Source organism: Sodalis sp. dw_96 (assembly GCF_018449575.1).
Classification (GTDB): Bacteria; Pseudomonadota; Gammaproteobacteria; order Enterobacterales; family Enterobacteriaceae; genus Acerihabitans.
This window is the reverse complement of sequence record NZ_JAAVUT010000010.1, coordinates 166,835-190,756: the sequence shown is the minus strand read 5'-3', so window position 1 is coordinate 190,756 and position 23,922 is coordinate 166,835. Positions and strand designations below refer to the sequence as shown.

The window sequence follows — 23,922 nt, the reverse complement described above, 5'->3', positions numbered from 1 at the left end:
CCGATCCAGATCCTAACCCAGCAATCCGGATCACTGATCCGAATATACGGATCACTGATCCACTTGTCAAGGTGACTTATGCGAGCCGACGCCAGAAAAAATTACAGCCATGTACTCGCAGTCGCGCGCGACGTCGTCACCGAGCATGGCGCCGAGGCGTCCATGCGAGATATAGCCCGCCGGGCCGACGTCGGGTTGGCCACACTGCTTCGCCATTTCCCGACGCGAGAAGCTTTGTTCGAAGCGTTGCTGCGTACCAATCTGGATGCTCTGACGCAGAAGGCAATCGAACTCGAAACGTCGAATCCACCTGGTGACGCACTGGTGTCCTGGTTTCGCGAAGGGGTGGCGTTCGTTGATAGCTACAGCGGCGTCGTCGCCTTGATGGCGAGCGCCCACGCGGACCCGAACTCCGCGCTTTACGCTCCATGCACAGCGGTGCGCTCAGCGGGCGCGCGACTACTGCTCCGTGCCCAGGCCGAGGGAACGGCGCGCGCTGATATGGATGCGGACGACCTGTTCGCCCTGATGTCGGCGCTCGGTTGGCTCGTCGGCCAGCCCGGATTCGCGCCACGGGGGGAGCATCTTTTTCATATTATTACGAGCGCCATCCTGACAAATCGGCCTGGCAACGATAACAAGAAGGTAACGTAACAGAGTGCATTGTATTATTTGCGGCTCTTCAAACCACGCGCATGCGTGGATTAAAGTAGATTCATTATTTTTAAGTATTTTTAAAATAATTTTAAAAAAATTAATTAAAATGCAATCATCTTCTTAATTATGCGGCAGAAGCTTTTTAACGTTTTTTTTCGCCACATCAATCGCCATTTCAAATTCAATCATTTTCTCTTGCCTATAGGTATATTTCTATTTTATGACATTGTATTAATCGTTATCTCAATTCTGCCACTCGTCGTTTGTTTCGTAAATCAGTTCCAACCTCCGTTTTACATCAAGTGCTATTATTTTTGATGCGCTTCGCAGTATGGCGTCCTAGCCGGGGGCTGCACTCCACCCCTCTCATTATGGGACCTACAGGGGCATAAAAGCAGCTGCGTTAATACAACGACTCGACCTTTATGGGTTGGGTAGCCGGTAACAGCGTTTCCAGTTGCTGCTGTTTTTCTATCAAGGTAAATAACAGCAGCTCCCGGACATCTTCATCTTCGATTTTATACGCCGCGCAGGCCAGCGCCTGACATTGGCACTGCACGTCGTCAAAACAAGGCTCGGCGATTTGATAAGGTCTTCCTTGGTAAGGCTCCTGATACAAGGAGGTAAAGCGTAGATGTTCACTCATGGCAAGCAGGAAAACAGGTACTGTGGCCTCAGTTACAAGCGCCACCGCGTAAAAGAAATTAATGGCGGTGGCCCAAATCGGGATCTCACTACCGCTCCACAAAACGGCCAGCTCTTAAGCTGCACGACCTGAGCCACCATTGACATGACGAACGAGTATTAGCTCGCTGCGCAATGATTACTGAGAAAACGACATAACACAACCTGCATATTATGCCGTTTGTGGATTAGGGAGTGAGGGTCCCTGCATTAAAAGAATAATGCCGGGCTATAATAACGGATTATTTTTCGATAAGACAAAGGTTAATAACAAAAAAATCAGTTGCTAAGTTAATATAATCAATAGGTTATATAGGCTTTATGTTCAAAGGTAAATTCAGCAATGTGTGATATTACTTCCGATAGAATAATGTTTAATTGTATAATTTATTATCATTTTGGCTGAAGTAAATTTAAGTAAATATTAGTTTCATGCGTAATGAATGATGCAATTACAGTATTATTTCACCCTCTGTTCTAATTCGTCTGACCTACTATATCTAACAGTCTGAGAATGAGAAATTGAATGACACCAGCAGATAGATAACCGCCGTTATGGAAAATCGTTACCTGCTATTCGTCAGTCCACTTCAATGGTTGCAATCTATAATCCAATTCAGCGCGTAATTTTTTTAGCCACGCCGAAAGATCCTCATTACCGGTATAAGGCAATGTGTCTAAAACAGCCAGTAAAGGTGTGGCAATACCCGTTACATCTATTTTTTTGAATGATTTTATCAATTCCAAAGCCCAAGCAACCTTCTGTTTGTCATCGCCAAGACTATCTATAGCTATCAACAGGCTAAACTTGTCGGGATAGTTGAGGTAATTTAAATTACGGTCGAGCATATTACCTTCCCATTTTTCCGGCAGTTCCAACGTTATATTTGCTCCAGCAAACTGTTTTGGCGATGGACTTACGGAAAGAAAACTTCGCCAATTTTTAACGTTGATTGAAATTCTTGCACCCGTCAGGTCCGCCCCGGTCAAGTTTGCGTTGGTCAGATCTGCCGCTTTAAGGTCAGCCCCGGTCAGATTTGCATCGGTCAGGTTTACTCCGGACAAATTCGCACCACTCAAAATATTGACAATAAGCCTCTTGGAATAAACCTAATATTTATGCTTTAACAATTTTACAGGACTTTTCCACTATGATCTATTGAACGTTCCCGGTGGCAAGCGCTTATTGTCAGTGTTCTTATAAATGATCGGAATAAATAATATGAGACGAATCCTTCTCCATCTCGCTGCTTGCGGTTTAATGTTCGTCTGAATGCTTAAAACCGATAATCACTACCAAGGAACTGTGCCCTGCTCGCTTTGATAAGCCCCAAGAGCATCATGGTCTGTAAGCCGGGCCAGTCGCACCACAAACACCGCCGCCTCGGCGGGGGTTCGATCGCCGCGATTTCCGCTCAGTTCGGTGTTTACCAGGCCCGGGCAGGCGGACACCGCGGTGATTTTGGTCTCCCTCAGCTCGGCGTTAAGCTGAACCGTCAGCATGTTCAACGCGGCCTTTGACGCGTTGTAGCCGATAAGCTTTACGTCGTAGAATTGCCAGCTAGGATCGCCATTAAGGGTTAATGAGCCCAAGCTGCTGGACATATTGACGATACGCCCGGCTTCGGACCTGCGCAGCAGCGGCAGCATCGATTGTGTGACCGCCAGCGCGCCGATGAAATTCGTTTCATAGACGCGACGCACCGTATCCAGGGCGGCAACGCTGGGCGCGCCGTCCGTATAGTCGGCAATGCCGGCATTATTCACCAGAATATCGAGCCGGCCATGCTCGGCATCTATTTTGGCGGCGGCGGCGGCAATGCTCTCCCCGTCGCAAATATCAATCTGAATAAACGCCACATTGAGACCTTGGGAAACCAGTTCCTTGGCCGCGGATTTGCCCCGGCCGGCGTCCCGTGCCCCCAACAGGACAGAGACCCCGGTTAAAGCAAGCTGTCTGGCGATTTCGTAGCCGATGCCTTTATTGGCGCCGGTCACCAGCGCAACGTGGTCAGTATTATTGGTCATATGAAGTTCCTTGAAAAAGTCGATTAATCCGGTCACATTAAGAATAAGAAGAATCCTTCAGGTTTTGAATTCGCATATGATTCCTAAACAGACACTGGCCGTAAATGCCCGCAAAACGCCACAGCAGGCGCGATCCACCAGCACTGTGGAGGCCATATACGAAGCAACGATTCAGGTTTTGCTTGCTGAAGGGCCGTCTCGTCTGACCACCACGCTTGTTGCCGAAAGAGCGGGAGTCTCCGTCGGTTCGCTATACCAGTATTTCCCCAACAAACAGGCTTTATTCTATGCGCTGAACCAGAGGTACCTGAACATGTTGGCGGAGCGGGTGGAGGCGGCCTGCCTCACCCATCATGGAAAGCCCTATGCGCAGATGGTCGATGCGCTGGTGAGTACCTATACCAAGGTCAAAATTGAGCGGCGCGATGTGACCAGCGCGCTTTATCGTGCGGCGGCCGAGGTGAATGTCGCCGAGTTGGTGGAGTCGATGTCGAGGCGCGTCGAAGCGGCGAGCGAGGCCATGTTTGCCAGCGCCCCGGACGCGAAGTTCCAGGACCTCACCAGGGTGAACCTGACGCTGTCTAATGTCCTGCGTGGAACCGTTCGCACCGTATTCGAAAGGGATCAGTCAGAATTATTTATCGACGGCAGCCTGCAATCGCAGCTGACGTTGATGATCTGTGCGTATCTGAACGCGGCGAAAGTTCCGCTGACGGCAACTTAGTGCGCCGGGCCCTATTCACCCAATGATTAGCATAAAAGCAAGCATAAAGAAGGCTTTTCTTCCGGAGACGATCGCCCCCGTCGATACCCTTTGATATGATGAAGATGGCGGCAGGAAAAACGGCCGGCAATGCATGTATTTAATGACGGTTCAATTCGTTACGCTTCAAAGATTTTTTTTGAGCGGTTTACAGAGATATTTAGGCGATTCAATATACCACTGCCGGTCATAGAAACGGTGGGCATCGGTACGTCTGGCATGGCAATGGACCTCGATTCTGTCGCAGTGACGGTCACGGGCCAATTCTTCCGCACGGGATTCAAGCAGACTTCCGATTCCCTTTCCTCGGGCAGCCGAGTCCACGCAAAAATAGCTAATCCGGCAAAAGTCGCCTGCCAGCGCCAATTGAGGAATGAAATGCAGAGAAATAACGCCCAAGATCCTGTTGCCCTCTTCCGCAACCAGCAGTTCCTCATCAGGATGTGCAAGAAGCTGTTGAATCCTATCTTGTATAAATCCACTGGTGCCTGGATAACCGAGATCCGAAAGCAGCGATTCAATGGCGGATGCGTCCGAAAGCACGGCGGGACGGATTATTGCCATGGTTTATTACCTCGTAAGAAAGCCTCAACAAAGGGAAAATTTATGCGGCAGACTGAGGTTAATGTCAATAGCGGGCAAGCCGCACAGCCCCGACTTGGATGCGATTTACTGGTAAGTGAACCAGAGGCGAATCTTTATGGCGGCAATTTACGCCAGTGACAAAAATAAAACCTAAGCAATGGTTCTCCCTACCCCCACCGATAGGCAATACATTTAACTCCTTTTGCCAGGTTAATTAATCCTCCATCCGCCATTTACCGGGATGGTGGCTCCGGTGACAAATGCCGCCTCACCGCTTGCAAGCCATGCGGTCGTCGCGGCAACATCGTCAGGACATCCCGCGCGTCCAACGGGAATTTCACTGACTATTTCCGCCATTCGTTCTGGGGGAATACCCGCCGCGCCGAAGAACCCTGTTCCTGCAATCAACCCAGACGTAATCGTATTGACCGTGATGCCTCGAGGCGCCAATTCACGCGCAAGACTCGCTGTAAAGCCTTGCACGCCGGCTTTTGCCGCGGCATAAGCCAAGCCCCCGGGACGCCGGCTTCCTGGCAAAATAGCGGTGCCCTTGCCCCAATCTCGCCAAGGTTCTGATGTCGTTAGCGGCACACGGCATGCACTGGACCCACCAGCCGTTGCGCTCCAACGGCGCGGTTGCATGGCGACGGGTTCAGCGCCCGCCACGTCCACTACCAATACCGAGAGTGCGAACATGGCGGTGCCGGCGCATTTATTGCTCACTCTCACGCAGGAAGTCCGTCACCAGCCGAGTGAACTCATCGGGACGCTCCAGGGTTGCCAAATGTCCGCTGTCCAGTTCCGCGTAGCGCGCGCCGGGGATCGCCGCCGCCAGCGCCCGCCCGTGGGCCGGCGGCACCATGTAATCGTGGGCGCAGCCGATCACCAACGTGGGTTTGGCGATGCGCTTGACCTGTTCGCTCACATCCAGGCTGAGATCAAGCTCTACCTGGCGCCCCATGCCTTCCCACTGATTGCCGGAGATGATGGCGTCGACGGTCTCCTCAATCTGTTGCTGACTCAGGCTGCGCAGGAAATCGGGACTAAACCCCGTCAGCAGCAATAATCGGGCCATGGACCGGCGATCGCTGCGGATAAGGCCTCGCCACAGGCTGAACTCCAGCTGCATACGCCCGTCCGCACCTGAGGCAAATCCCGCCAGCAGCACGACGGAGCGTACTTCATCGGCATACTCGGCGGCGATATAGGCGGCGATACTTGCCCCCAGCGAGAATCCCACCAGATGGAACGGCAGCGCGCCCGCGGCTCTCGCCGCTCCCACCACCTGCGCGGCCAGGGCCGCCAGCGAGAGTGGCTGTCCATCGTCCACGGTGGCGCCTGAACCGGCATAGTCGGGCCGTACCACCGTCCACTGCCCGGAGAAACGTTCCACCAAATGGCCCCAGTTGCTTTGCGAATCCCCACCGGTTCCATGCACGAAAACCAGGCCGGGTCCATGGCCGTCTACCTGATAGGAAACCTGTGCGCCTGCGATCTCAATAATTGCCATCAGCTTAAGCCCTGCTTTTTGAAACGAGGAATTCAGGCTAAACTTTGACAGCGCTGTTAAGGTCAAGCAAAAAATGAAGGGGGAGAGAATGAAAATTGGTGAGTTGGCGAGACGTACCGGTGTCAGCGAGCGGATGCTGCGTTATTACGAACAGGAGGGGTTGCTGCAGCCGGTGCGAACAGAATCGGGCTATCGTGACTATGGCGCCGCCCAAATACAGGCTGCCCAGCGCATTCGTATGCTCAGTGCGGCAGGTTTAAAGATCGAGACCATCCGCATCCTGTTGCCTTGCATTCTGGACAACCAGCCGCGTTTTGTCCCCTGCAACGAAGTTCGGGCGGCGTTGCGGCAGGAGGTGGAGAAGCTGGATGAGAAGCTGCGTAATCTGGGAGAAAGCCGGCAAATCGTGGCGAGCTTTTTGGATGGCGTGGAAGCGGTCTAGGGCGGTGATCAACGATTGCTATAGCATGAAGGGCGACGAACACGCGCCTGTGTGGTTCAGCGTTCATTTTATAAGCGAGTAGACGTTAAACGGCGCCATTCGTGGTGATGAGTGTGCGCCGCGCCCGCCTAACCGACTTACCCGCTCAGGGTTGCACCCTTCAGTTTTGACCATCTGATGGTATACAAAGTCAATCCAAGGGCTCTTTATATCGAAAATGGCGCGGGATAATAATGTGTGCTTAGTGTCACGGCCCAGCAACATCTGGGCCGTGCCGGTGAAGGGATTATTCTCCTTCGCTTAATTGTTGTCTTCTGGGTGCGCCCTGGCGTTCCAGCATCCAGCCGGGATATTCCGCCGGCAAGGCGCTGACCTGCTCAATGGCGCTCAGCTCCTCATCGCTGAGGGTAATGCCGGTGGCGGCCAGGTTGTCCTCCAGCTGTTCCAGCCGTTTGGCGCCGATAATCACGCTGGACACCACCGGCTGATGCAGCAGCCAGGCCAGGGCGATTTGCGCCACAGATACCCCGTGGCGATCGGCGATAACCCGCATGGCGTCGATACAGTCATAAGCCCGCTCCTGGTTAACCGGCGGGAAATCAAAGGAGACGCGCCGGCTGCCCTCTTCCGCCTGCACATTGCGGCCGTATTTGCCGCTCAGCAGGCCGCCGGCCAGGGGACTCCATACCATCAGCCCGACGTTTTCACTTTGCAGCAGCGGCACCAGTTCACGTTCCAGATCCCGTCCGGCCACGGTGTAATAGGCCTGCAGGGATTCAAACCGGGCCAGGCCGAGCCGTTCTGAGATGCCCAGGGCTTTCATGATCTGCCAGGCGGCCCAATTGGATACGCCGACATAACGGATATGCCCTTCCCGCACCAAATCGTCCAAGGCCCGCAGCGTCTCTTCAATGGGGGTGGCGGGATCAAAACCGTGCAGCTGATACAAATCGATATGATCAAGCTGTAGCCGGCCGAGACTGGCCTTTACCGATTCCATGATATGAAAGCGGGAAGAGCCGCGGGAATTGATGCCGCCGGTGCCGGTTTCGCCGAAGACTTTGGTGGCCAATACCACGTTTTCACGGGACACTTTAAGATTTTTCAGGGCCTGGCCGGTCATGATTTCCGAGCGCCCCTCGGAATAGACGTTGGCGGTATCCAGGAAATTGATGCCGTTGTCCAGGGCATGACCCACCAGTTTATCCACCTCCCCTTGCTGGAGGTTGCCGATTTTACCCCACATGCCCCCTTCGCCGCCAAAGGTCATGGTACCCAGGCACAGTTCCGAAACAAACAGACCGGTGTTACCGAATTTTTTGTAGCGCATTGGAAAATCCTCATGTGATAGACGAAACGTCTTAACGCTTCGGGCCATAGAATGGCGCTGCCGTATAAAAAGCGACTCATTGAATTATGCAGCAGACCCCAGGATTTTCCCTGTGCAAATCTCTCTGATATTTGCCCGATCCTGCGCGGGAGCACATTAAGGGAGTTGACGCCATATGCCGCCAGAGTGGCATTTTTTATTGATCCCGGGGAGGGATCGAAAGGTGACCGGCGTTAGAGACTGTTGAATACTGCATAAAATATGTTCAGATATCTATTCTATTGACCCTGTGTACGCTATCCTCTCTTTCCCTTCTGCGCACGGAACTGCGCAAGGAATAAGGGTCTGGGCCGTCTCTCCTAACCTTGGAATAATCAGTGTGGCGTATCTCTTTGTCCTGATTGTGGGCCTTGCGGCCGGCGCCCTTAGCGGCATCATCGGAACCGGTTCGTCTATCATGCTGCTTCCCGTTTTGGTGTACCAGTACGGGCCAAAGCAGGCGATACCGATTATGGCGGTGGCGGCCCTGATGTCGAACATCGCGAAAGCCGTGGCGTGGTGGCGAGAAATCGATTGGCGGGCATTCCTCGCCTACTCCATTCCCGGTGTGCCGGCGGCCGCGCTCGGTGCGCGCACATTGTTGGTCCTGCCTTCGCATTGGGTTAACATCGCGCTCGGCGCCTTTTTTCTTGTCATGATCCCGACCCGGCGCTGGCTTCATGCGCGTCGCCTCCACATCCGGCTATGGCAGTTGGCAGTGGCGGGTGCGGTTATCGGTTACATCACCGGCATAGTGCTTTCAACCGGGCCGCTCAGTGTGCCGGCCTTTACCGCCTATGGCTTGCTGAAGGGCGCGTTTCTTTCAACGGAGGCCGCCAGTTCGCTTACCCTGATGGTCAGCAAAGTGGTGACCTTCCGGCAGTTGGGCGCGCTTCCACCCGCCGCGCTCTGGCAGGGCCTCATTATCGGGGCATCGGTGATGGCCGGCTCGTTTGCCGGAAAGGCCGTGGTGCTGCGTCTAAGCGTTCGTTCGTTTGAATTTCTTCTCGACGCGTTGCTGTTGTGCTCCGGTCTTTCGCTCCTTTGGGCGGCGTTGACCTGAGAAGGTCAGGCTTACAGCGAGACTGCACAGCGACTTCAGGCAGTAAGACGAGCAAGCAATATCAGGGCGGGCCCGCTTCGGGCAAAACTTACCGGGACGGCGGACACCGAGGGCGAAACAGCCTGGTAGGGTTGCCCTCGCCGGAGATTCCCTCGTTTTTTTGGGACTAGCCTTTCAGGCCCAGCAGCTGTTTAAGGGATTTCAGATAGCGGCGGCTGACCGGCACGGAATAGCCATTGCTAAGGGCAATTTCCCCCTGGCCGCTCTCTTCCAGGCGGATTTCCCGCAAATGCGCCATATTCACCAGGAACTGGCGATGGCAGCGCACCATCGGCGTGCGGCTTTCGAGGGTTTTCAGCGTCAGTTCGGTAAAGCATTCTCCCCCTTCCAAGCCTGTGACAAACACGCCGCTCAGGCGGGAGCTGGCGAAAATCACCTCGTCGGTTTTCAACAGATAGATGCGGCTATGGCCGGTGCAGGGAATATATTGCAGACCGGTTTCCTCACCCTCCAGAGCCCGCAGGTTCTGTTCGGGGCGCGCCTCGTGCAGTCGATTCAGGGTCTTCGTCAGTCTTGGCGCCTCGATGGGTTTAAGCAGGTAATCAAAGGCATGCTCTTCAAAAGCCCTTACCGCGTACTCGTCGTAAGCGGTGAGAAATACGATATAGGGCATGCAGGCCGGGTCAATCATACCCACCATTTCCAGTCCGCTGATGCGCGGCATCTGAATATCGAGAAATATCACGTCGGGATGCTGCCGATGCACCGCGCCGATGGCTTCCACCGCATTGGCGCATTCGCCGATCACCGAAACCCGCGGGTCCTGCTCTAGCAGTACCCGCAGATTGTCCCGGGCCAGGGGTTCGTCGTCCACAATCAGCACGGTCAGCATAAGGCATGCTCCTCCAGCGGCAGGCTCCAGATCAGCATAAGGCGTGGTCCTCCAGCGGCAGGCTTAAGATGATACGGGTGAAATGTTCCGGTTCGTATTCTACGCTGACGCCATAATCGTCGCCGTAACGCACGCGAATGCGTTTATCCACCAGGTTCATGCCCAACCCGGTATTGCCCGGCGTCAGCCGATACAGGCCGGCATTGTCCTCGATGCTCAGCACCAGGTGGTTTTCCAGTTGTTGCGCCCGCAGGGTAATGATGCCCGGCCCCAGCAAATGGGAGGTGCCGTGTTTGATGGCGTTTTCAACGATGGGTTGCAGGGAAAACGCGGGCAGCCGCAGGCTCAGCAGCGGCTGCGGCAGCTCGAAGCGAATTTGCAGGCGATCCTGAAAACGGGCTTTTTCGATTTCCAGGTAAGCCGTGACATGCTCGATTTCGTCCGCCAGGGTCACCACCTCTTCCGATCGTTTAAGGTTTTTGCGAAAGAAGGTGGAGAGATTCTGCACCAGTTGTCCGGCCTGGGAGCTGTCGCGGCGAATCACCGCCACCAGGGTATTGAGGGCGTTGAATAAAAAATGGGGATTGACCTGGGCATGCAGTAGTTTGATTTCCGATTGCGTCAGCAGCAGCTTGTGCCGTTCATACTGGCCGGCGAGTATCTGGGCCGACAGCAGGCTGGCGATGCCTTCCCCCAGGGTGCGGTTAATGGAGCTGAACAGGCGGTTCTTGGCTTCGTAGAGTTTGATGGTGCCAATCACCTGTTCGTTTTCGCCCCGCAGCGGAATAACCAGCGTCGATCCCAGCTTGCAGTTGCGCTGCAATGAGCATTGATAGGGTGTTTCGTTGCCATCGGCATAGACCACTTCGTTATTATCGATAGCCCGGCGGGAATGGGCCGAGGCGATGGGCGTTCCCGGCAGATGGTGGTCATCGCCGATGCCGATGAACGCCAGAAGCTTTTCCCGGTCGGTAATGGCCACCGCTCCGATATCCAGCTCCTGGTAAATCACCTGGGCCACCTTCATGCTGTTTTCCTGGTTGAAGCCCTGGCGCAAAAAACCTTCGGTACTGATGGCGATTTTTAACGCGCGGGCGGAAAACGCCGAGGTGTATTTTTCGAACATTGCCCGGCGATCCAGGAGGATGCGCATAAACATCGCCGCGCCGACGCTGTTGGTGACTATCATCGGCAGGGCGATGCTTTTTACCAGGCGCAGGGCCTCATCGTAAGGGCGGGCCACCGCCAGAATAATCAGCATCTGCAGGATTTCCGCCGTGATGGTCACGCCGGCGGCGGTAATGGGATTAAACAGGCGGTCGATACGCCCGCGCCTGATGAGCAGCCGGTGGGCCAACCCTCCCAGCAAGCCCTCCACCACGGTGGAAATCATGCAGCTGACGGCGGTCATTCCTCCCAGGGAGTAACGGTGCAGACCGCCGGTCAATCCCACCAGAACGCCCACCAGAGGCCCTCCCAGCAGGCCCCCCAGCACCGCGCCGATGGCGCGGGTGTTGGCAATGGAATCCTGGATGTGCAGGCCGAAATAGGTGCCCATAATGCAAAACATGGAGAACATGACATAGCATAAAAGCTTATGGGGAAGGCGGACGGTCACTTGCATCAGGGGAATGAACAGCGGCGTTTTACTCAGCAGGTAAGCAATAACCAGATATACACACATCTGCTGTAACAGCAGTAAGACTAAATTGAACTCGTGCATCAGAGGCTCGATCTTTACCCTAAATAATTCAAGTTGCAGGAAGGCGGCAACGCAGCGAATCCCCAGGAACTTACTTGGGTAAGTGACTGGGGTGAACGAGGAAACCCAACGCCCCTGCAACTTGAAGTGTGACGGGTATATACCACGCAAACGACACTTGACCCGGGTCAAGTATAACGTTGCTAACGTATCGGAGATCGCTCCCGCTTTCTTTGACAGGTCTCACTAAATCGCAAACCGGCCGCTGCGGCTTGCTGACAAACTTGCGCGGCGTCAAAAAGGCGGGACGGGATGCTTGAAGAGTAAACCGTCCCCACCGGGCGCTTTAACGACGAGCTCGATTTTAAGGCAGTTCCAAGGGAATCTCTTTGCCCTTATCAGGATAATTGCTCACCTTGATCCAGCGCTCGGCGTCCTGCTGCCGCGTCAGCTCGGCCCCGGCGCAATACTGCACGGCGTCGCTGCCCAGCAGCAGATGTTCCGGCAGAGCCGAATGTCCGGCCAGAGCCAGGATGACCTGAGCCACTTTTGCCGGATCGCCGTTTTCATGGCCGAGATATTGTTGGAGAAAGACCTGCAATGCGCCGACGGATGCTTCGTATTCAGGCATTATCGGCGGAACATCCCGCCCGGCGCGTTCGCCCCAGTTGGTGCTCATGCCGCCCGGCTCAAGGCAGCATACCCGGATACCCAACGGACTGACTTCCTTGGCCAGTACTTCGCTAAATCCCCCCACCGCCCATTTGGCGGATTGGTAGGCGCTCATGCCCGGCATGCCCATGCGCCCCCCTACCGATGATACCTGGAATATATAGCCGGCGCGGCGCGCCCGCATAAACGGCAGCACCGCGCGAGTGACATTTACCACGCCGAAAAAATTGGTGTCCACTTCCGTGCGAAACGCCTGCTCTTGGGTTTGTTCAAAGGGCGCCAAATGGCCGTAACCGGCGTTATTTACCAGCACGTCGATGTTGCCGAACGCGGCGATGCCGGCCGCCACCGCCTTTTGCGCCGCAACGGAATCCGTTACGTCCAGCTCCACCGGCAGGATCCGGTCACCGTAAACCGCCGCCAGATTGGCGAGTCTTTCCGGTTTTCGGGCGGTGGCGATAACCTTGTGTCCCGCCGCCAGCGCGGCTTCGGTGATGGAAAGGCCCAATCCGGCGGCGCTGCCGGTGATAAACCAAACTTGACTCATAAATCCTCCTATAGGACGATGTCATAATGAGTATGTAATCACTCATTAAAGCTTTAGTAAAAATGAACAGTTAAAAATGAACAGTTAAAAATGAAGAGTTAAAATGAAAGGTCAAAAAAAGGATTGAAAATCAACCGGCCACGGCCCGCCAAAATGCGTCGAAGCCCATTGAAGTATAAAATTCGGCGTTATCCCGTTCCCGCTGGATAAAATCCATGGTGGTTTCCGCCAGGGCGCCCATGATAGCCCCCGCGAAGTCCGGAGAACGGCCGCAGAACGCCCCCCCCGCCACGCTGTGGTGAATCACCTGATTGATCTCGGCAAATCCCGCCATCGCCCGCTCCCGCGTTTGTTCACCGACCCGATCGGACAAACTCAGCAGCGCCATGCATTTTCGCTTATCCGGCTGGTCCACGCCCCAATCGATATAACGCCGCCAGATATGAAATGCCTTGCTTCTGAGGTCCTGATTATCCGGGTACCCCGGCAACATGATCTCGCTTAATTCGGCTTTCAGCACCAGATATAACGCGTTAAGCAATTCGTCTTTATTGCTGAAGTAATTAAACAGCGTGCCTTCGGAAACCACGGCCCGGCGGGCGATTTTCGCCGTGGCCGCCCCCAGCCCGTGGGCGGCGAATATGGCTATGGCAGACGCCAGGATGGCCTGGCGTTTGTCTTCACTTTTGGGTCTGGCCATGGGAATAATGCGTCAGGGCTATTAAATGAGTATTCACTCAATCATAACGTCCCAGGGCATTATAAGCAAGAACGGCGGGTTAAAAACCTTCCAGCACCAGTTTGCCGCGAGATTTGCCGCTTTCGATCAACGCATGGGCCCGCCGCAGATTGGCGGCGTTAATCACACCGAAGTGCTGGCCCAGGGTAGTCTTCAACGTGCCCTGGTCCACCAGGGAGGAGATGCGCTCCAGCAAATGGTGTTGCTCTATCATATCGGCGGTCTGGAAGGTGGAGCGGGTGAACATCAATTCCCAGTGCAGCGACAGGCTTTTCGCCTTCAGCGGCATGGCGTCGAGGGTGGCGGGATCATCTATCAGCGCCAGGCGTCCTTGGGGCACCAACGCGTCGATAAGCTGTGGGTAATAGCTGTCGGTGTGGGTCAGGCTGGCGACATGAGTCACGTTTTTTATACCCAGGGTGTTCAATTGCTCAACCAGATTCCGGCTGTGATCGATGACATGGTGGGCGCCCAGGGAGGAGACCCAGTCACGGGTTTCCGGCCGCGACGCCGTGCCGACGATGGTCATGGCGGTTAACTGCCGGGCCAGCTGCGTAAGGATGGAGCCTACTCCGCCGCCGGCGCCGATAATCAGCAGAATATCATTTTCGCCGCCCTTTTCCTTGACGCCCAGACGTTCGAACAAAAGTTCCCCGGCGGTAACCGAGGTCAGCGGCAGCGCGGCGGCATCGGCAAAACCGAGGCTGACGGGTTTATGCCCGACAATGCGTTCGTCCACCAGGTGAAATTCACTGTAGCATCCCGGCCGGGTGATGGCGCCGGCATAAAAGACCTCGTCTCCGGGTTTGAACAGGGTGACCTGCGGGCCGACCTCGGTAACGACACCGGCCACATCCCAGCCCAGCACCCGTGGCTCGGTAACCGCCGCTCTGGCCCTGACCTTGGTGTCCACCGGATTGACGGAAACGGCTTTAACCGCCACCAGCAAGTCCCGCGGCCCCGGCGTGGGCTTCGGCAGGTCGGTATCGAACAGGGATTGCGGATCCTCAATAGGTAACCCGTTGCGGGTATAAACAATGGCTTTCATCGATGATAATTCCCCGTATTATGATGGTTGAGCCGCTGCGGCGCGGGGCATCGCAAGAGTGCTTTCCGACGGCACAGCGGGTTTACGTTGGCATGCTAAGCCCTTTAATGATAAATGAATATGGTTGCAATAGAGTAGCACCTGCTCTGTCAGGGTGAAAATCAGCCGGCGCAGGCGTGCCGCCGGAAAAGATGAACCGGCTGTTTTTAACCTCGGCCGGAGCGGCCGGCTTTCATTTGACGCATCATGTTGTATATTCGATGCACTGAATTTCTTTTGCCGTTCCCGCGGCTTTGATACAGGTGAGCAGGTGAGTTATCAACCAGGTCCAATTGAGCATTCCTATCTGGGTTCCAGCGTGTATGCCACGTTACGTCAGGCATTAATAACCGGCCAGCTTAAGCCCGATGAACGTCTGCGTATCCGGGAACTGGCCTCTCAGGTGGGGACCAGCGTCACACCGGTCAGGGATGCGATTTTGCAATTGGCAAAGGAAGATGCGCTGGAAATGCGCACGCCGAAGGATATCCGCGTTCCTTCTCTTACCCAGGAGCAATATATGGAAATTCGCACCCTGAGGCTGGACCTGGAAGGATTGGGCGCGCAGCGGGCGGCGCAGCATATCTCCCCCGCCGTTCTCCAGCAATTGACGGTGAATATCCGCCGCAATATCCGCGCCATAACTGAAGAAGATCTGGCCAACGCGCTGCGTCTGAACAGCGAATTTCATTTACTGGTGGCCCACAGCGCCGAAATGCCGTTATTAAGCAGTTTTATCGACCGGCTTTGGATGCGCATCGGTCCGCTGATAGCCCAGGCCTATATGCAGCTCTCCCCGCAAATGGCGGTGGGGCATCATCAGGCGTTGCTGGCGGCGTTGCGCCGCCAGGACTGCGCCGCCGCGGCATCCGCCATCCGGCAGGATATTATGGACAGTCACGATACGCTGCTGGCGTTTATTGCGCAAAACCGCCCCGCGCTTTAAACGGCGGTCACGCTCCGCACTGCGCCAATACCTGACTCAACTGTTCGAGAAACAGATCGGCGTGTTCCGGTTGAAACACCAGCGGCGGCCGGATTTTGAGAATATTGGCCCGGGGACCGGTGGTGCTTAGCAAAATCCGCCGCCCGCGCAGCATATTCACCACCTTGAGGGCCAATTCCACCGCCGGGGCCTTGGTTTGCGGGCTGAGCACCAGCTCGACGCCGATAAACAATCCGTAGGCGCGGATATCGCCGATGGCGGCGTGGCGGGTCGCCAGTTGCCGCAGTCCCGCCGCCAGATAATCCCCCACCCGGGCGGCGTTTTGCGCGAGCTTTTCTTCTCGGATCACCTTTAGCACCGCATGTGCGGCCCGGGCGGAAACCGGGTTGCCGCCGAAGGTATTGAAATAACGTTGGCTTCGTCCGAAGGCATCGAACAGTGCCGGTCGTCCCACGACCCCCGCCACCGGATGGCCGTTCCCCATCGGTTTGCCCACGGTGACCATGTCCGGCGTGACGCCGTGGCGGCTAAAGCCCCACATGTCGTTACCGGTGCGGCCGAAACCCGCCTGCACTTCGTCGGCGATAAACAGGCCGCCGTCCCGGCGCACCCGTTCCACCGCCTGTTGCAGCTGGCCGGGGGACGCTCGGAATATCCCGTCGCTGGAGAAAATGGTGTCCACCAGCAAGGCGGCCGGCCTGATGCCCCGCTGCCGCATCTCCCGCAAGGCTTCAGCCACAGTGTCGGCAAAGGTTGTTCCCCGGCGATAGCTGTCAGGGGCATCGATGAACACCGTCGAGGGGCCGCGGGCCACGCCGTCCCCCAGCGCGGGGGAAAGCTCCGCCACCGCGGCGGTTACACCGTGATAGGCCCAGCGGGTTACCAGCACGCCGCTGCCGCCGGTGACGAAGCGGGCGATGCGCAGGGCCAAATCGTTGGCCTCGCTGCCGCTGCAGGTGAGAGTAATATTACCCAGTTCATCGGGAAACTCCCGCAGAAAATCCTCGGCGAAATCCACGATGGCGTCATTCAGATAACGGGTATGGGTATTCAAGCGGGCGCTTTGCTCGGCGATAGCCGCCACTACCGCCGGGTGGCAATGGCCGATTGACGCCACGTTGTTATAGCAATCCAGATAGGGCCGGCCCTGTTCGTCGTAGAGCCAGACCCCTTCTCCCCGCGCCACCCGCACCGGCTCCTGATAGAACAGACGATAATTGGCCCCTAGCACCCTCTCCCGCCGCGCCAGCAGTTCTTGTGACGTCGTCACTTTATTGTTATCCATAGCTTTACCTTTTCTAAAATGACGCGTCCGTCATTTAATGAAACGCGCCTCGCCCAGCCGGTGGGCAATTTCATCCGGGCTTAACGACCATAATTTTTGCACACCGTCCCAGGCCCGCGCCATATGGCGCAGGATATAAGCGCGGTTTGCCGGATAGCGCCGCGCCCGCCATTGGGTGAGGATAACCGACAGGGCCAAACGGGCGGCGATAAGCATCGGCAGCAGATGGATTTCTTCATCGGACAGGGGCAACAGTTGGTGATAGCCGGCGACAAACGGCGGCATTCGGGCCAGAACATCGTCTCCTTCGCTCACCTGATAGGCCAGTGCGGTGGCCAGTTCATTCACCAGGGGCGCATACAGCGCGTCGCCGAAATCAATAATTCCCCCCAAATCGGATGCGCCTAGGTTTAACAGGACATTGTGGGGATTAAAATCATTGTGGATAACCTGATGACGCAGCGCCGCCAGACGCAGCGGCACCCGCTCCTCAAACCGGTCCAGGATGTCCCCCAGCAGCCGGCGTTGCGCCGGTTCCTTGATTCCCGCCAGATAAGGCCGTACCCGGCCCGGATCGCTGCTGTTCCATAACAGCGACCGCTTGGCCGCCGGATGATGAAATTCCGCCAGGGCCAAATCGAGACGGGCCAGACCACAACCCAGTGAGTTCAGCACCATAGGTGACGCCGTCACCTGATGCAGCGGCGTTCCCGCCAGCCAGGTCACCAGCCGGACCCGCAGCGGCCTGCCGTCCACCGAGCAGAACGGCCCCTCACCCGGCTGTAAGGCCTCTATCAGGCGCGGCACCGGCAGGCCGGGTGCTCTACGGGCAACATGGCGTAATAATGCGTCCTGAAAATTACTCTCCGCCAGGCTTTCCGCCGGATTAATAAATTTCAGCATCCAGCGGGGACGGTCTTCCGCCGGAAGGGTAAATTTTACCATCGGACGCGGCCTGTCTAGCGCTGTATTAATAAGCTTCACCATCCGGCGCGGTCGGCTATCCGCCGTCAGCTGAAAATTGGCGTCCCGCTCCCCCGCCAATGCCGTGGCGACGGCGTCAAGGCCATACAGTTCCCGCGCCGCCCGGCGCGCATCCTCGCCATTAACCACCGGCGCATCGCTGGACAAAAGGCCGGCATCGACGACCGGCTCAGACATGCCGGCCGCCGTTCACCGACATTTTTGCCTTCTTGACATAAAAGGCGCCCTGGGCGCGCGGAATTCAGACATGCTGGCCGCCGTTGACCGGTATCTCCGCGCCGTTGACATACGAGGCGCCCTGAGTGCACAGGAAATAGATAAGCGAAGCCACTTCATCGGGTTTGCCCAGACGCTGTAGCGGCACCTGGCGTTCAATAATGTCCTGGGTGCCGGCAGACAGAATGGACGTATCGATTTCTCCCGGCGCGATGGCGTTGACGCGAATGCCGTGCCGGCCGAAATCATAGGCCATCTCCCGGGTCAGGGCGGATAAGGCCGCTTTGGAAGTCGCATAGGCCACGCCGGCGAAAGGATGGACCCGGGTGCCGGCAATGGAGGTGACGTTGATAATGCTGCCCTGGGCGGCGTTAAGCTCGTCGAACAGGCCGTTAGCCAACAGGGCGGTGGAAAATAGATTGACGTTGAACACCTGCAACCAGGTGGCGTAGGCGGTTTCTCGCACGCCGAGACGGCCGCCGTCTTCCGCTTTGGGGGAAATACCGGCATTATTCACCAGCGCGTCCAGGCGTCCTCCCAGCTTCTCCTTTAGCAGCGGCATCGCCGCTTCAACCCCGGCGATGTCCTCCAGATCCAGATGGATATGGTTGAGCATTTTCTCCGCCCAGGGACACTCCTCCACCCAGCTCTGACGGGAGGCGGTAAAAATCCGCCACCCCGCCCCATAAAAATATTTGACGGTGGCGTGGCCTATCCCGCGGCTGGCCCCGGTCAACAACAGGGTTTTCTGCTCCATAACCTTCACCTCGGTGTGATACTTGATGCATCAACTATACACTAACCGGCATTCCCACGGATACGGGACGACCGGCGGCGCAGCATTTCCATCACCAGCAGTAATATCAGCGCGGCGCCCACCATGAGCGACGCGGCGGCGGCGATGGTGGGATCGAGGTTTTCCCGGATGCCGGCGAACATTTGAATGGGCAGCGTCCGCTGGGATGGGCTGGCCAGAAACAGCGTGACCACCACTTCGTCAAACGAGGCGGCAAAGGCGAACAGCGCGCCGGAGAATACGCCGGGGGCAATCAGCGGCAAGGTCACCCGCCTGAACGCCTGCCAGGGCGGCGCGCCGAGGCTGGCGGCCGCACGGGTTAAATTAAGGTCGTAGTTCTTCAACACCGCCGTCACGGTAATCACCACAAACGGCACCCCCAGCATGGCATGGGCCAGCACCAGGCCCAGGTAGCTGTTAAGGAGATTTATGCGGGCGAAAAAGAAAAACATCCCCACCGCCACAATCACCACCGGGGCAATCATCGGCGAGATAATGACCGCCAATACCAGCGACTTGCCGCGAAACTCGCCGCGCACCAGTCCCACCGAGGCCAGAACCCCCAGCACGGTGGCCAGCAAAGTGGCCAGCGGCGCAATCAGCAGGCTGTTGCCCAAGGCCCCCAGCCATTCGCGGGAGTGAAAAAACGCCTGGTACCAGCGCAGCGAAAAACCGTTTAACGGATAGCTTAAAAAGGAACCGGCATTAAATGACAACGGTACGATAATCAGCACCGGCACCACCAGAAAAAGCAGCACCGCCGCACCGTACAGATTAAACAGCCCGTCCCATAACCGCATTAACAACGTGCCCTGTTGCCTGACCATTGTCGTCTCCTCTCTCAGTGGGCGGCGAGTTCCGCCTGGGTCCGTGTCACCCGGATATAAACGATATACAGTAGCAAAACGATAACCAGCAACTGGCTGCCCAGCGCAGCCGCCATCCCCCAGTTCATGGTGGTATTGGTGAAGAACGCCACGAAGTAGCTCAGCATTTGATCCCCGGGTCCCCCCAGCAGCGCGGGGGTGATGTAATAGCCGATGGCCATGATGAACACCAGCAATCCCCCCGCCGCCAGTCCGGCATAGGTTTGCGGTACATAGACCCGCCAGAAGGCGATAAAGGGATGCGCGCCGAGGGAGATGGCCGCGCGCAGGTAATTGGGCGAAATACCCTTCATCACCGCATACAGCGGCAGCACGATGAAGGGTAATAAAATATGGGTCATGGCGATATACACGCCGACGCGGTTAAACACCAGCACCAGCGGTTTATCGATGATCCCGGTATGCAATAAGGCGCCGTTGATCAGGCCGCCGGATTGCAACAGCACTATCCAGCTGGCGGTACGGACTATCAGTGACGTCCAGAACGGCAGCAGCACCATAATCATCAGCAGATTGGCGCGGCCGGCCGGCTGCTTGGACAGCCAATAGGCCAGCGGATACCCCAGGGCCACGCAAAACAGCGTTACCACCGCCGCCATCAGCAGCGTGCGAAACAGCACGTTGACGAACAGCGCATCGGTATCGGCCAGCTTGACGATATTACCGGTCTGCGGATCCACTTTGCGGTCGAAAACCGCCAACAGGTAATAGCTGGTAAAAGGGCGCGACGCCCGTTGCAGCGACCGCCAGGTGGCGTTTTCACCCCACAGCGGCAGCGCGCCGATTAACGCCTCGCGGGTGCCCGGGGCGGCATCGTTCTGTGGCGCGGCGTGCAGGGTGCGCATAATCAGTCCCCGGTAAGCCGAATCTTCATAACTCATGCGCTTCGCCACCGACGCTATCTGCCCCTCGGCCCGCGCCTTGCGCAGATCGACGACCACCGCCCTGAAGGTATTCTCATCCGGTACGCCGGCGCCGTCCCACCGTTTGAGCGCCGCCGTCACTCCGGGCATGCCGTCGCGTATTTCCGGATTCGCCACGCTGTTTATCAGAATCGAGGCAATGGGCACCACAAAAATAATGAGGATAAACGCCAGCAAAGGCGCCACCAGCATCCAGGTGCGCCGCTTGTAAACCCGCTGCGACCGGTGCAGTTGCTGTTTGAGCGTAGCGGCGCCTTCCGCGCCGGCGGGCTGTTGGCCCGCCGCGACAATTTCAGTGGCTGTCATTGCTTTTTCTCCGGTTTGCATGGCGAAATCCTGGTTACTTCGCTGCCCAGGCGTTGAACCGCTGTTCCAGCTCTTCACCGTGATCGATCCAGAACTGGGTATCCACCGGCAGGGCGTTCACCAGATTATCAGGGGCGGTGGGCAGGCCTTTGGCGATGGCCGGATCAATCAGACTGATGGTCTTTTTATTGGTGGGGCCATAAGGGATATTTTCCGCGAACACCTTTTGGTTTTCCGGCAGGTTGGCAAAAGCGATAAATTGTTCCGCCAGGGCTTTGTGTTGGGAACCCTTCACTACCGCCCAGCTATCAAGATCGTACAGGCTGTCATCCCAGACCATCTGGAAATCGTGCCCTTCCTTGTCCGCTGCCGCAACGCGGCCGTTATAGGCGGAAGTCATGACCACATCGCCGGAAACCAGCCATTGCAAGGGCTGCGCGCCGGATTCCCACCACTGGATTTGCGGTTTGATTTCATCGAGTTTTCTAAAGGCGCGATCCACCCCCACTTTGGTGGCCAGCTGGGAGTAGACATCTTCGCGTCTTACGCCATCCGCCAACAAAGCGATTTCCAAGGTGAATTTGGCGCTCTTGCGCAACGCGCGTTTACCGGGAAAATCTTTGACATTCCAGAAATCAGCCCAGCTGGTGGGGGCTTTTTTCAGTTTTTGCGCGTCATAGGTCAGGACGGTGGACCACAGGAAAATCCCGGCGCCGCATTCGCTGGCGGCACCGTTGACGTATTCGCTTTTATCCCCCAGCTTGGACCAGTCCAGAGGTTCGAACAGCCCTTCGTCGCAGCCGCGGCGCAGCTCCGGCCCCTCCACTTCCACCACGTCCCAGCTGACCTGGCCGGTTTGTACCATGGCGCGGATCTTGGCCATTTCGCCGTTATATTCCCCCGCGTCGATGGTGCCTTTTCCGGCCGCGCTGAACGGCTGATAGAACGCCTTGTCCTGGGCATCCTTATTCTGGCCGCCGAACGAAATGACCGTCAGCGATTCGGCCTGCGCCTGGCAAGCCAATCCAACGAGAAGTGCGGTAACCGCTAATTTTTTGAACATACCCTACCCCTATAATTTCAGCCAACAAAGTGAGCAGAAAAGGTTTATGTGTTTAATGGTTCGTCATCATCGGCCGGGCGCATTACCTGGATAAATGATGCATCATACATCAAGCATCTTTCGTGCCACTTTGGCAAACTATCGAAGGGGGCCACTGGGGTGGAAAATCGAGGAGGTAATGCTGAATAACCCTACATTTAGTGCGTCAAACCTGTGCAATTCCGTACCGGGTTGCACCTTAGGGATGCAACCGATCAAAGGCCGGCAAACGGGATAATCCCCCGGTCGCCGGCCCTATTTCACCGCGCCGGGGAAAGATCCAGGCACAGGTATTTCATTTCCAGATATTCATCAATGCCGAATCGGGATCCTTCCCGTCCGAGACCGGATTGTTTCACGCCGCCAAACGGCGCCACCTCGTTTGAAATCAGGCCGGTGTTGATGCCCACCATGCCGTATTCCAGCGCTTCCGGCACCCGCCATTGGCGGGCGGCATCGCGTGTAAAGACATAGGCGGCCAAACCAAATTCGGTATCGTTGGCCATGGCCACCGCCTGCTCTTCATCGTCGAAGGGAAATAACGGCGCCACCGGGCCGAAGGTCTCTTCCCGGGCGAAACGCATGGACGGAGTGACATCGCCGATAACCGTGGGCTGGAAAAAGGTGCCCCCCAGGGCGTGCGGCCGTCCACCGGTGAGCAGCGTAGCCCCCTGGCTCAGGGCGTCGTCGATATGGGCACGGACTTTGCCGACGGCGTCCTGGTCAATCAACGGACCCTGTGTAACACCCGCCAGAGTACCGTTGCCCACCGACAGGGCCTCCACGCTTGCCACCAGCCGGGCGACCAGCGCCGGGTAAATACCGCGCTGAACGTAGATACGGTTGGCGCAAACGCAGGTCTGCCCGCTGTTACGGAATTTCGACGCCATGATGCCGGCCACCGCGCTGTCCAGATCGGCATCGTCAAACACGATGACCGGCGCGTTGCCCCCCAGCTCCAGGGAGAGCTTTTTGACGGAGGGGGCGCATTGGGCCATTAACAAACGCCCTATTTCCGTGGAACCGGTAAAGCTGAGCTTGCGCACCACCGGGCTGTCGCACAGCACTTTGCCCACAGCCGGCGCCGGTCCGGTCACCACCTGCAAAACGCCAGCGGGGATACCGGCCCGTTGCGCCAGTTCCGCCAACGCCAAGGCGGTGAGCGGGGTTTGTTCGGCGGGCTTGACAATCATGGTGCAACCGGCGGCCAGCGCCGGCGCAACCTTGCGGGTGATCATCGCCGCCGGGAAATTCCACGGCGTGATGGCGGCGGTCACGCCGATGGCCTGTTTAATCACCAGCAAGCGTTGATGGGCCTGCGGTGATTGCAGTACCGTTCCTTCCACCCGTTTGGCTTCCTCGGCGAACCAGGTGATGAAGCTGTTGGCGTAAGCGATTTCGCCGCGGGCCTCCGCCAGGGGTTTGCCCTGTTCCGCCGTCAGGATAGCCGCCAGATCCTCCTGATGCCGTTCAATCAGGGCGGCCCATTTTTGCAAGACCACCCCCCGCTGTTTGCCGGTCAGTCCGCGCCATGAAACCAGGGCATTGGCGGCGGCGCGAATGGCGGCATCGGTCTGTGCGGCGCTCACTTGCGCCACCTCCGCCAGCCGCTCACCGGTGGCCGGATTGGTCACGCCTTCCAGGGCGCCGTGGTCGCCGTCGCACCATTCGCCGTTAATCAGGGCCTGATGGCGAAACAATGTCGGGTCATTAAGCTGCATAGTCTTGGTCTTCCTC

24 protein-coding genes are annotated in these 23,922 nt (G+C 56.8%); 5 read left to right on the top strand and 19 right to left on the bottom strand.

All coding sequences use genetic code 11. The annotated features are described in order from the left end of the window. Nucleotides 1-78 precede the first annotated feature (78 nt). Nucleotides 79-654, top strand: a complete 576-nt coding sequence (locus HB631_RS16480; protein ID WP_213992253.1) for a TetR/AcrR family transcriptional regulator — start codon at nt 79-81, stop codon at nt 652-654. Nucleotides 655-1,060: 406 nt separating this feature from the next. Here HB631_RS16480 and HB631_RS16475 read toward each other — a convergent pair whose 3' ends face one another. The 3 genes from HB631_RS16475 to HB631_RS16465 all read right to left on the bottom strand — a co-directional run bounded on the left by HB631_RS16475 (nt 1,061) and on the right by HB631_RS16465 (nt 3,369). After that, nucleotides 1,061-1,303 carry a hypothetical protein gene (locus HB631_RS16475; protein ID WP_213992252.1) on the bottom strand — a complete coding sequence of 81 codons (243 nt, stop codon included), beginning with the start codon at nt 1,301-1,303 and terminating at the stop codon, nt 1,061-1,063. Nucleotides 1,304-1,914: 611 nt separating this feature from the next. Beyond that, on the bottom strand, nt 1,915-2,406 hold the full coding sequence (locus HB631_RS16470; protein ID WP_345945717.1) for a pentapeptide repeat-containing protein: 492 nt from the start codon (nt 2,404-2,406) through the stop codon (nt 1,915-1,917). 228 nt (nt 2,407-2,634) lie between these two features. Then, on the bottom strand, nt 2,635-3,369 hold the full coding sequence (locus HB631_RS16465; RefSeq protein ID WP_213992251.1) for an SDR family oxidoreductase: 735 nt from the start codon (nt 3,367-3,369) through the stop codon (nt 2,635-2,637). A gap of 76 nt (nt 3,370-3,445) precedes the next feature. Here HB631_RS16465 and HB631_RS16460 point away from each other — a divergent pair, with 76 nt between their 5' ends. After that, a complete protein-coding gene (locus HB631_RS16460; protein ID WP_213992250.1) occupies nt 3,446-4,093 on the top strand; it encodes a TetR/AcrR family transcriptional regulator in 648 nt (215 codons plus the stop codon). 165 nt (nt 4,094-4,258) lie between these two features. Here HB631_RS16460 and HB631_RS16455 read toward each other — a convergent pair whose 3' ends face one another. From HB631_RS16455 to HB631_RS16445, 3 genes are all read right to left on the bottom strand, one after another. Further along, the gene (locus HB631_RS16455) at nt 4,259-4,696 is read right to left on the bottom strand and encodes a GNAT family N-acetyltransferase (RefSeq protein ID WP_213992249.1); all 438 of its coding nucleotides are present in this window, start codon (nt 4,694-4,696) and stop codon (nt 4,259-4,261) included. A gap of 231 nt (nt 4,697-4,927) precedes the next feature. Beyond that, a complete protein-coding gene (locus tag HB631_RS16450) occupies nt 4,928-5,227 on the bottom strand; it encodes an SDR family oxidoreductase (RefSeq protein WP_213992248.1) in 300 nt (99 codons plus the stop codon). 202 nt (nt 5,228-5,429) lie between these two features. Then, nucleotides 5,430-6,227, bottom strand: coding sequence for an alpha/beta hydrolase (locus HB631_RS16445; protein ID WP_213992247.1), 798 nt, complete (start codon nt 6,225-6,227; stop codon nt 5,430-5,432). Nucleotides 6,228-6,315: 88 nt separating this feature from the next. On the opposite strand from HB631_RS16445, the gene HB631_RS16440 reads away from it, so the two are divergent. Beyond that, entirely contained in the window at nt 6,316-6,669 is a 354-nt protein-coding gene (locus tag HB631_RS16440; protein WP_213992246.1) for a MerR family transcriptional regulator, read from the top strand. 286 nt (nt 6,670-6,955) lie between these two features. Here the strand turns inward: HB631_RS16440 and HB631_RS16435 are convergent, their stop codons facing one another. Then, the gene (locus HB631_RS16435) at nt 6,956-7,999 is read right to left on the bottom strand and encodes an aldo/keto reductase (protein ID WP_213992245.1); all 1,044 of its coding nucleotides are present in this window, start codon (nt 7,997-7,999) and stop codon (nt 6,956-6,958) included. Between the two features lie 379 nt (nt 8,000-8,378). On the opposite strand from HB631_RS16435, the gene HB631_RS16430 reads away from it, so the two are divergent. Beyond that, nucleotides 8,379-9,101 (top strand): TSUP family transporter, encoded by a 723-nt coding sequence (locus HB631_RS16430; protein WP_213992244.1) that lies wholly within the window; start codon nt 8,379-8,381, stop codon nt 9,099-9,101. Nucleotides 9,102-9,267: 166 nt separating this feature from the next. On the opposite strand, the gene btsR is transcribed toward HB631_RS16430, so the two are convergent. From btsR to HB631_RS16405, 5 genes are all read right to left on the bottom strand, one after another. Continuing rightward, complete coding sequence (gene btsR / locus HB631_RS16425) at nt 9,268-9,993, bottom strand: two-component system response regulator BtsR (protein ID WP_213992243.1); 726 nt, start codon at nt 9,991-9,993, stop codon at nt 9,268-9,270. Between the two features lie 31 nt (nt 9,994-10,024). Next, on the bottom strand, nt 10,025-11,716 hold the full coding sequence (locus HB631_RS16420) for a sensor histidine kinase (RefSeq protein ID WP_213992242.1): 1,692 nt from the start codon (nt 11,714-11,716) through the stop codon (nt 10,025-10,027). A gap of 343 nt (nt 11,717-12,059) precedes the next feature. Then, nucleotides 12,060-12,914: an SDR family NAD(P)-dependent oxidoreductase gene (locus HB631_RS16415; protein WP_213992241.1), complete on the bottom strand. Its 855-nt coding sequence runs from the start codon at nt 12,912-12,914 to the stop codon at nt 12,060-12,062. Nucleotides 12,915-13,044: 130 nt separating this feature from the next. Continuing rightward, nucleotides 13,045-13,614: a TetR/AcrR family transcriptional regulator gene (locus tag HB631_RS16410; protein WP_213992240.1), complete on the bottom strand. Its 570-nt coding sequence runs from the start codon at nt 13,612-13,614 to the stop codon at nt 13,045-13,047. 79 nt (nt 13,615-13,693) lie between these two features. Next, a complete protein-coding gene (locus tag HB631_RS16405) occupies nt 13,694-14,701 on the bottom strand; it encodes a zinc-binding alcohol dehydrogenase family protein (RefSeq protein ID WP_213992239.1) in 1,008 nt (335 codons plus the stop codon). Between the two features lie 310 nt (nt 14,702-15,011). Here HB631_RS16405 and HB631_RS16400 point away from each other — a divergent pair, with 310 nt between their 5' ends. Then, nucleotides 15,012-15,686, top strand: a complete 675-nt coding sequence (locus tag HB631_RS16400) for an FCD domain-containing protein (protein WP_213992238.1) — start codon at nt 15,012-15,014, stop codon at nt 15,684-15,686. A gap of 7 nt (nt 15,687-15,693) precedes the next feature. Here HB631_RS16400 and HB631_RS16395 read toward each other — a convergent pair whose 3' ends face one another. The 7 genes from HB631_RS16395 to HB631_RS16365 all read right to left on the bottom strand — a co-directional run bounded on the left by HB631_RS16395 (nt 15,694) and on the right by HB631_RS16365 (nt 23,906). Next, entirely contained in the window at nt 15,694-16,971 is a 1,278-nt protein-coding gene (locus HB631_RS16395; protein ID WP_213992237.1) for an aminotransferase class III-fold pyridoxal phosphate-dependent enzyme, read from the bottom strand. Between the two features lie 30 nt (nt 16,972-17,001). Next, nucleotides 17,002-18,132 (bottom strand): phosphotransferase, encoded by a 1,131-nt coding sequence (locus tag HB631_RS16390; RefSeq protein WP_213992236.1) that lies wholly within the window; start codon nt 18,130-18,132, stop codon nt 17,002-17,004. A 64-nt stretch (nt 18,133-18,196) separates the two neighbouring features. Next, nucleotides 18,197-18,928, bottom strand: coding sequence for an SDR family oxidoreductase (locus HB631_RS16385; protein ID WP_213992235.1), 732 nt, complete (start codon nt 18,926-18,928; stop codon nt 18,197-18,199). A 41-nt stretch (nt 18,929-18,969) separates the two neighbouring features. After that, a complete protein-coding gene (locus HB631_RS16380; protein WP_213992234.1) occupies nt 18,970-19,794 on the bottom strand; it encodes an ABC transporter permease in 825 nt (274 codons plus the stop codon). A 14-nt stretch (nt 19,795-19,808) separates the two neighbouring features. Next, a complete protein-coding gene (locus tag HB631_RS16375) occupies nt 19,809-21,083 on the bottom strand; it encodes an ABC transporter permease (protein ID WP_213992233.1) in 1,275 nt (424 codons plus the stop codon). Between the two features lie 34 nt (nt 21,084-21,117). Then, a complete protein-coding gene (locus HB631_RS16370; RefSeq protein WP_213992232.1) occupies nt 21,118-22,146 on the bottom strand; it encodes an ABC transporter substrate-binding protein in 1,029 nt (342 codons plus the stop codon). 299 nt (nt 22,147-22,445) lie between these two features. After that, nucleotides 22,446-23,906 carry an NAD-dependent succinate-semialdehyde dehydrogenase gene (locus HB631_RS16365; RefSeq protein ID WP_213992231.1) on the bottom strand — a complete coding sequence of 487 codons (1,461 nt, stop codon included), beginning with the start codon at nt 23,904-23,906 and terminating at the stop codon, nt 22,446-22,448. Nucleotides 23,907-23,922: the final 16 nt, after the last annotated feature.

What these genes read in the sequence shown, in the direction of transcription:
- HB631_RS16480 (WP_213992253.1), top strand. Translation starts at nt 79, where the DNA reads ATGCGAGCCGACGCCAGAAAAAATTACAGCCATGTACTCGCAGTCGCG.
- HB631_RS16475 (WP_213992252.1), bottom strand. Translation starts at nt 1,303, where the DNA reads ATGAGTGAACATCTACGCTTTACCTCCTTGTATCAGGAGCCTTACCAA.
- HB631_RS16465 (WP_213992251.1), bottom strand. Translation starts at nt 3,369, where the DNA reads ATGACCAATAATACTGACCACGTTGCGCTGGTGACCGGCGCCAATAAA.
- HB631_RS16460 (WP_213992250.1), top strand. Translation starts at nt 3,446, where the DNA reads ATGATTCCTAAACAGACACTGGCCGTAAATGCCCGCAAAACGCCACAG.
- HB631_RS16455 (WP_213992249.1), bottom strand. Translation starts at nt 4,696, where the DNA reads ATGGCAATAATCCGTCCCGCCGTGCTTTCGGACGCATCCGCCATTGAA.
- HB631_RS16445 (WP_213992247.1), bottom strand. Translation starts at nt 6,227, where the DNA reads ATGGCAATTATTGAGATCGCAGGCGCACAGGTTTCCTATCAGGTAGAC.
- HB631_RS16440 (WP_213992246.1), top strand. Translation starts at nt 6,316, where the DNA reads ATGAAAATTGGTGAGTTGGCGAGACGTACCGGTGTCAGCGAGCGGATG.
- HB631_RS16435 (WP_213992245.1), bottom strand. Translation starts at nt 7,999, where the DNA reads ATGCGCTACAAAAAATTCGGTAACACCGGTCTGTTTGTTTCGGAACTG.
- btsR (WP_213992243.1), bottom strand. Translation starts at nt 9,993, where the DNA reads ATGCTGACCGTGCTGATTGTGGACGACGAACCCCTGGCCCGGGACAAT.
- HB631_RS16420 (WP_213992242.1), bottom strand. Translation starts at nt 11,716, where the DNA reads ATGCACGAGTTCAATTTAGTCTTACTGCTGTTACAGCAGATGTGTGTA.
- HB631_RS16415 (WP_213992241.1), bottom strand. Translation starts at nt 12,914, where the DNA reads ATGAGTCAAGTTTGGTTTATCACCGGCAGCGCCGCCGGATTGGGCCTT.
- HB631_RS16410 (WP_213992240.1), bottom strand. Translation starts at nt 13,614, where the DNA reads ATGGCCAGACCCAAAAGTGAAGACAAACGCCAGGCCATCCTGGCGTCT.
- HB631_RS16405 (WP_213992239.1), bottom strand. Translation starts at nt 14,701, where the DNA reads ATGAAAGCCATTGTTTATACCCGCAACGGGTTACCTATTGAGGATCCG.
- HB631_RS16395 (WP_213992237.1), bottom strand. Translation starts at nt 16,971, where the DNA reads ATGGATAACAATAAAGTGACGACGTCACAAGAACTGCTGGCGCGGCGG.
- HB631_RS16390 (WP_213992236.1), bottom strand. Translation starts at nt 18,132, where the DNA reads ATGTCTGAGCCGGTCGTCGATGCCGGCCTTTTGTCCAGCGATGCGCCG.
- HB631_RS16385 (WP_213992235.1), bottom strand. Translation starts at nt 18,928, where the DNA reads ATGGAGCAGAAAACCCTGTTGTTGACCGGGGCCAGCCGCGGGATAGGC.
- HB631_RS16380 (WP_213992234.1), bottom strand. Translation starts at nt 19,794, where the DNA reads ATGGTCAGGCAACAGGGCACGTTGTTAATGCGGTTATGGGACGGGCTG.
- HB631_RS16375 (WP_213992233.1), bottom strand. Translation starts at nt 21,083, where the DNA reads ATGACAGCCACTGAAATTGTCGCGGCGGGCCAACAGCCCGCCGGCGCG.
- HB631_RS16370 (WP_213992232.1), bottom strand. Translation starts at nt 22,146, where the DNA reads ATGTTCAAAAAATTAGCGGTTACCGCACTTCTCGTTGGATTGGCTTGC.
- HB631_RS16365 (WP_213992231.1), bottom strand. Translation starts at nt 23,906, where the DNA reads ATGCAGCTTAATGACCCGACATTGTTTCGCCATCAGGCCCTGATTAAC.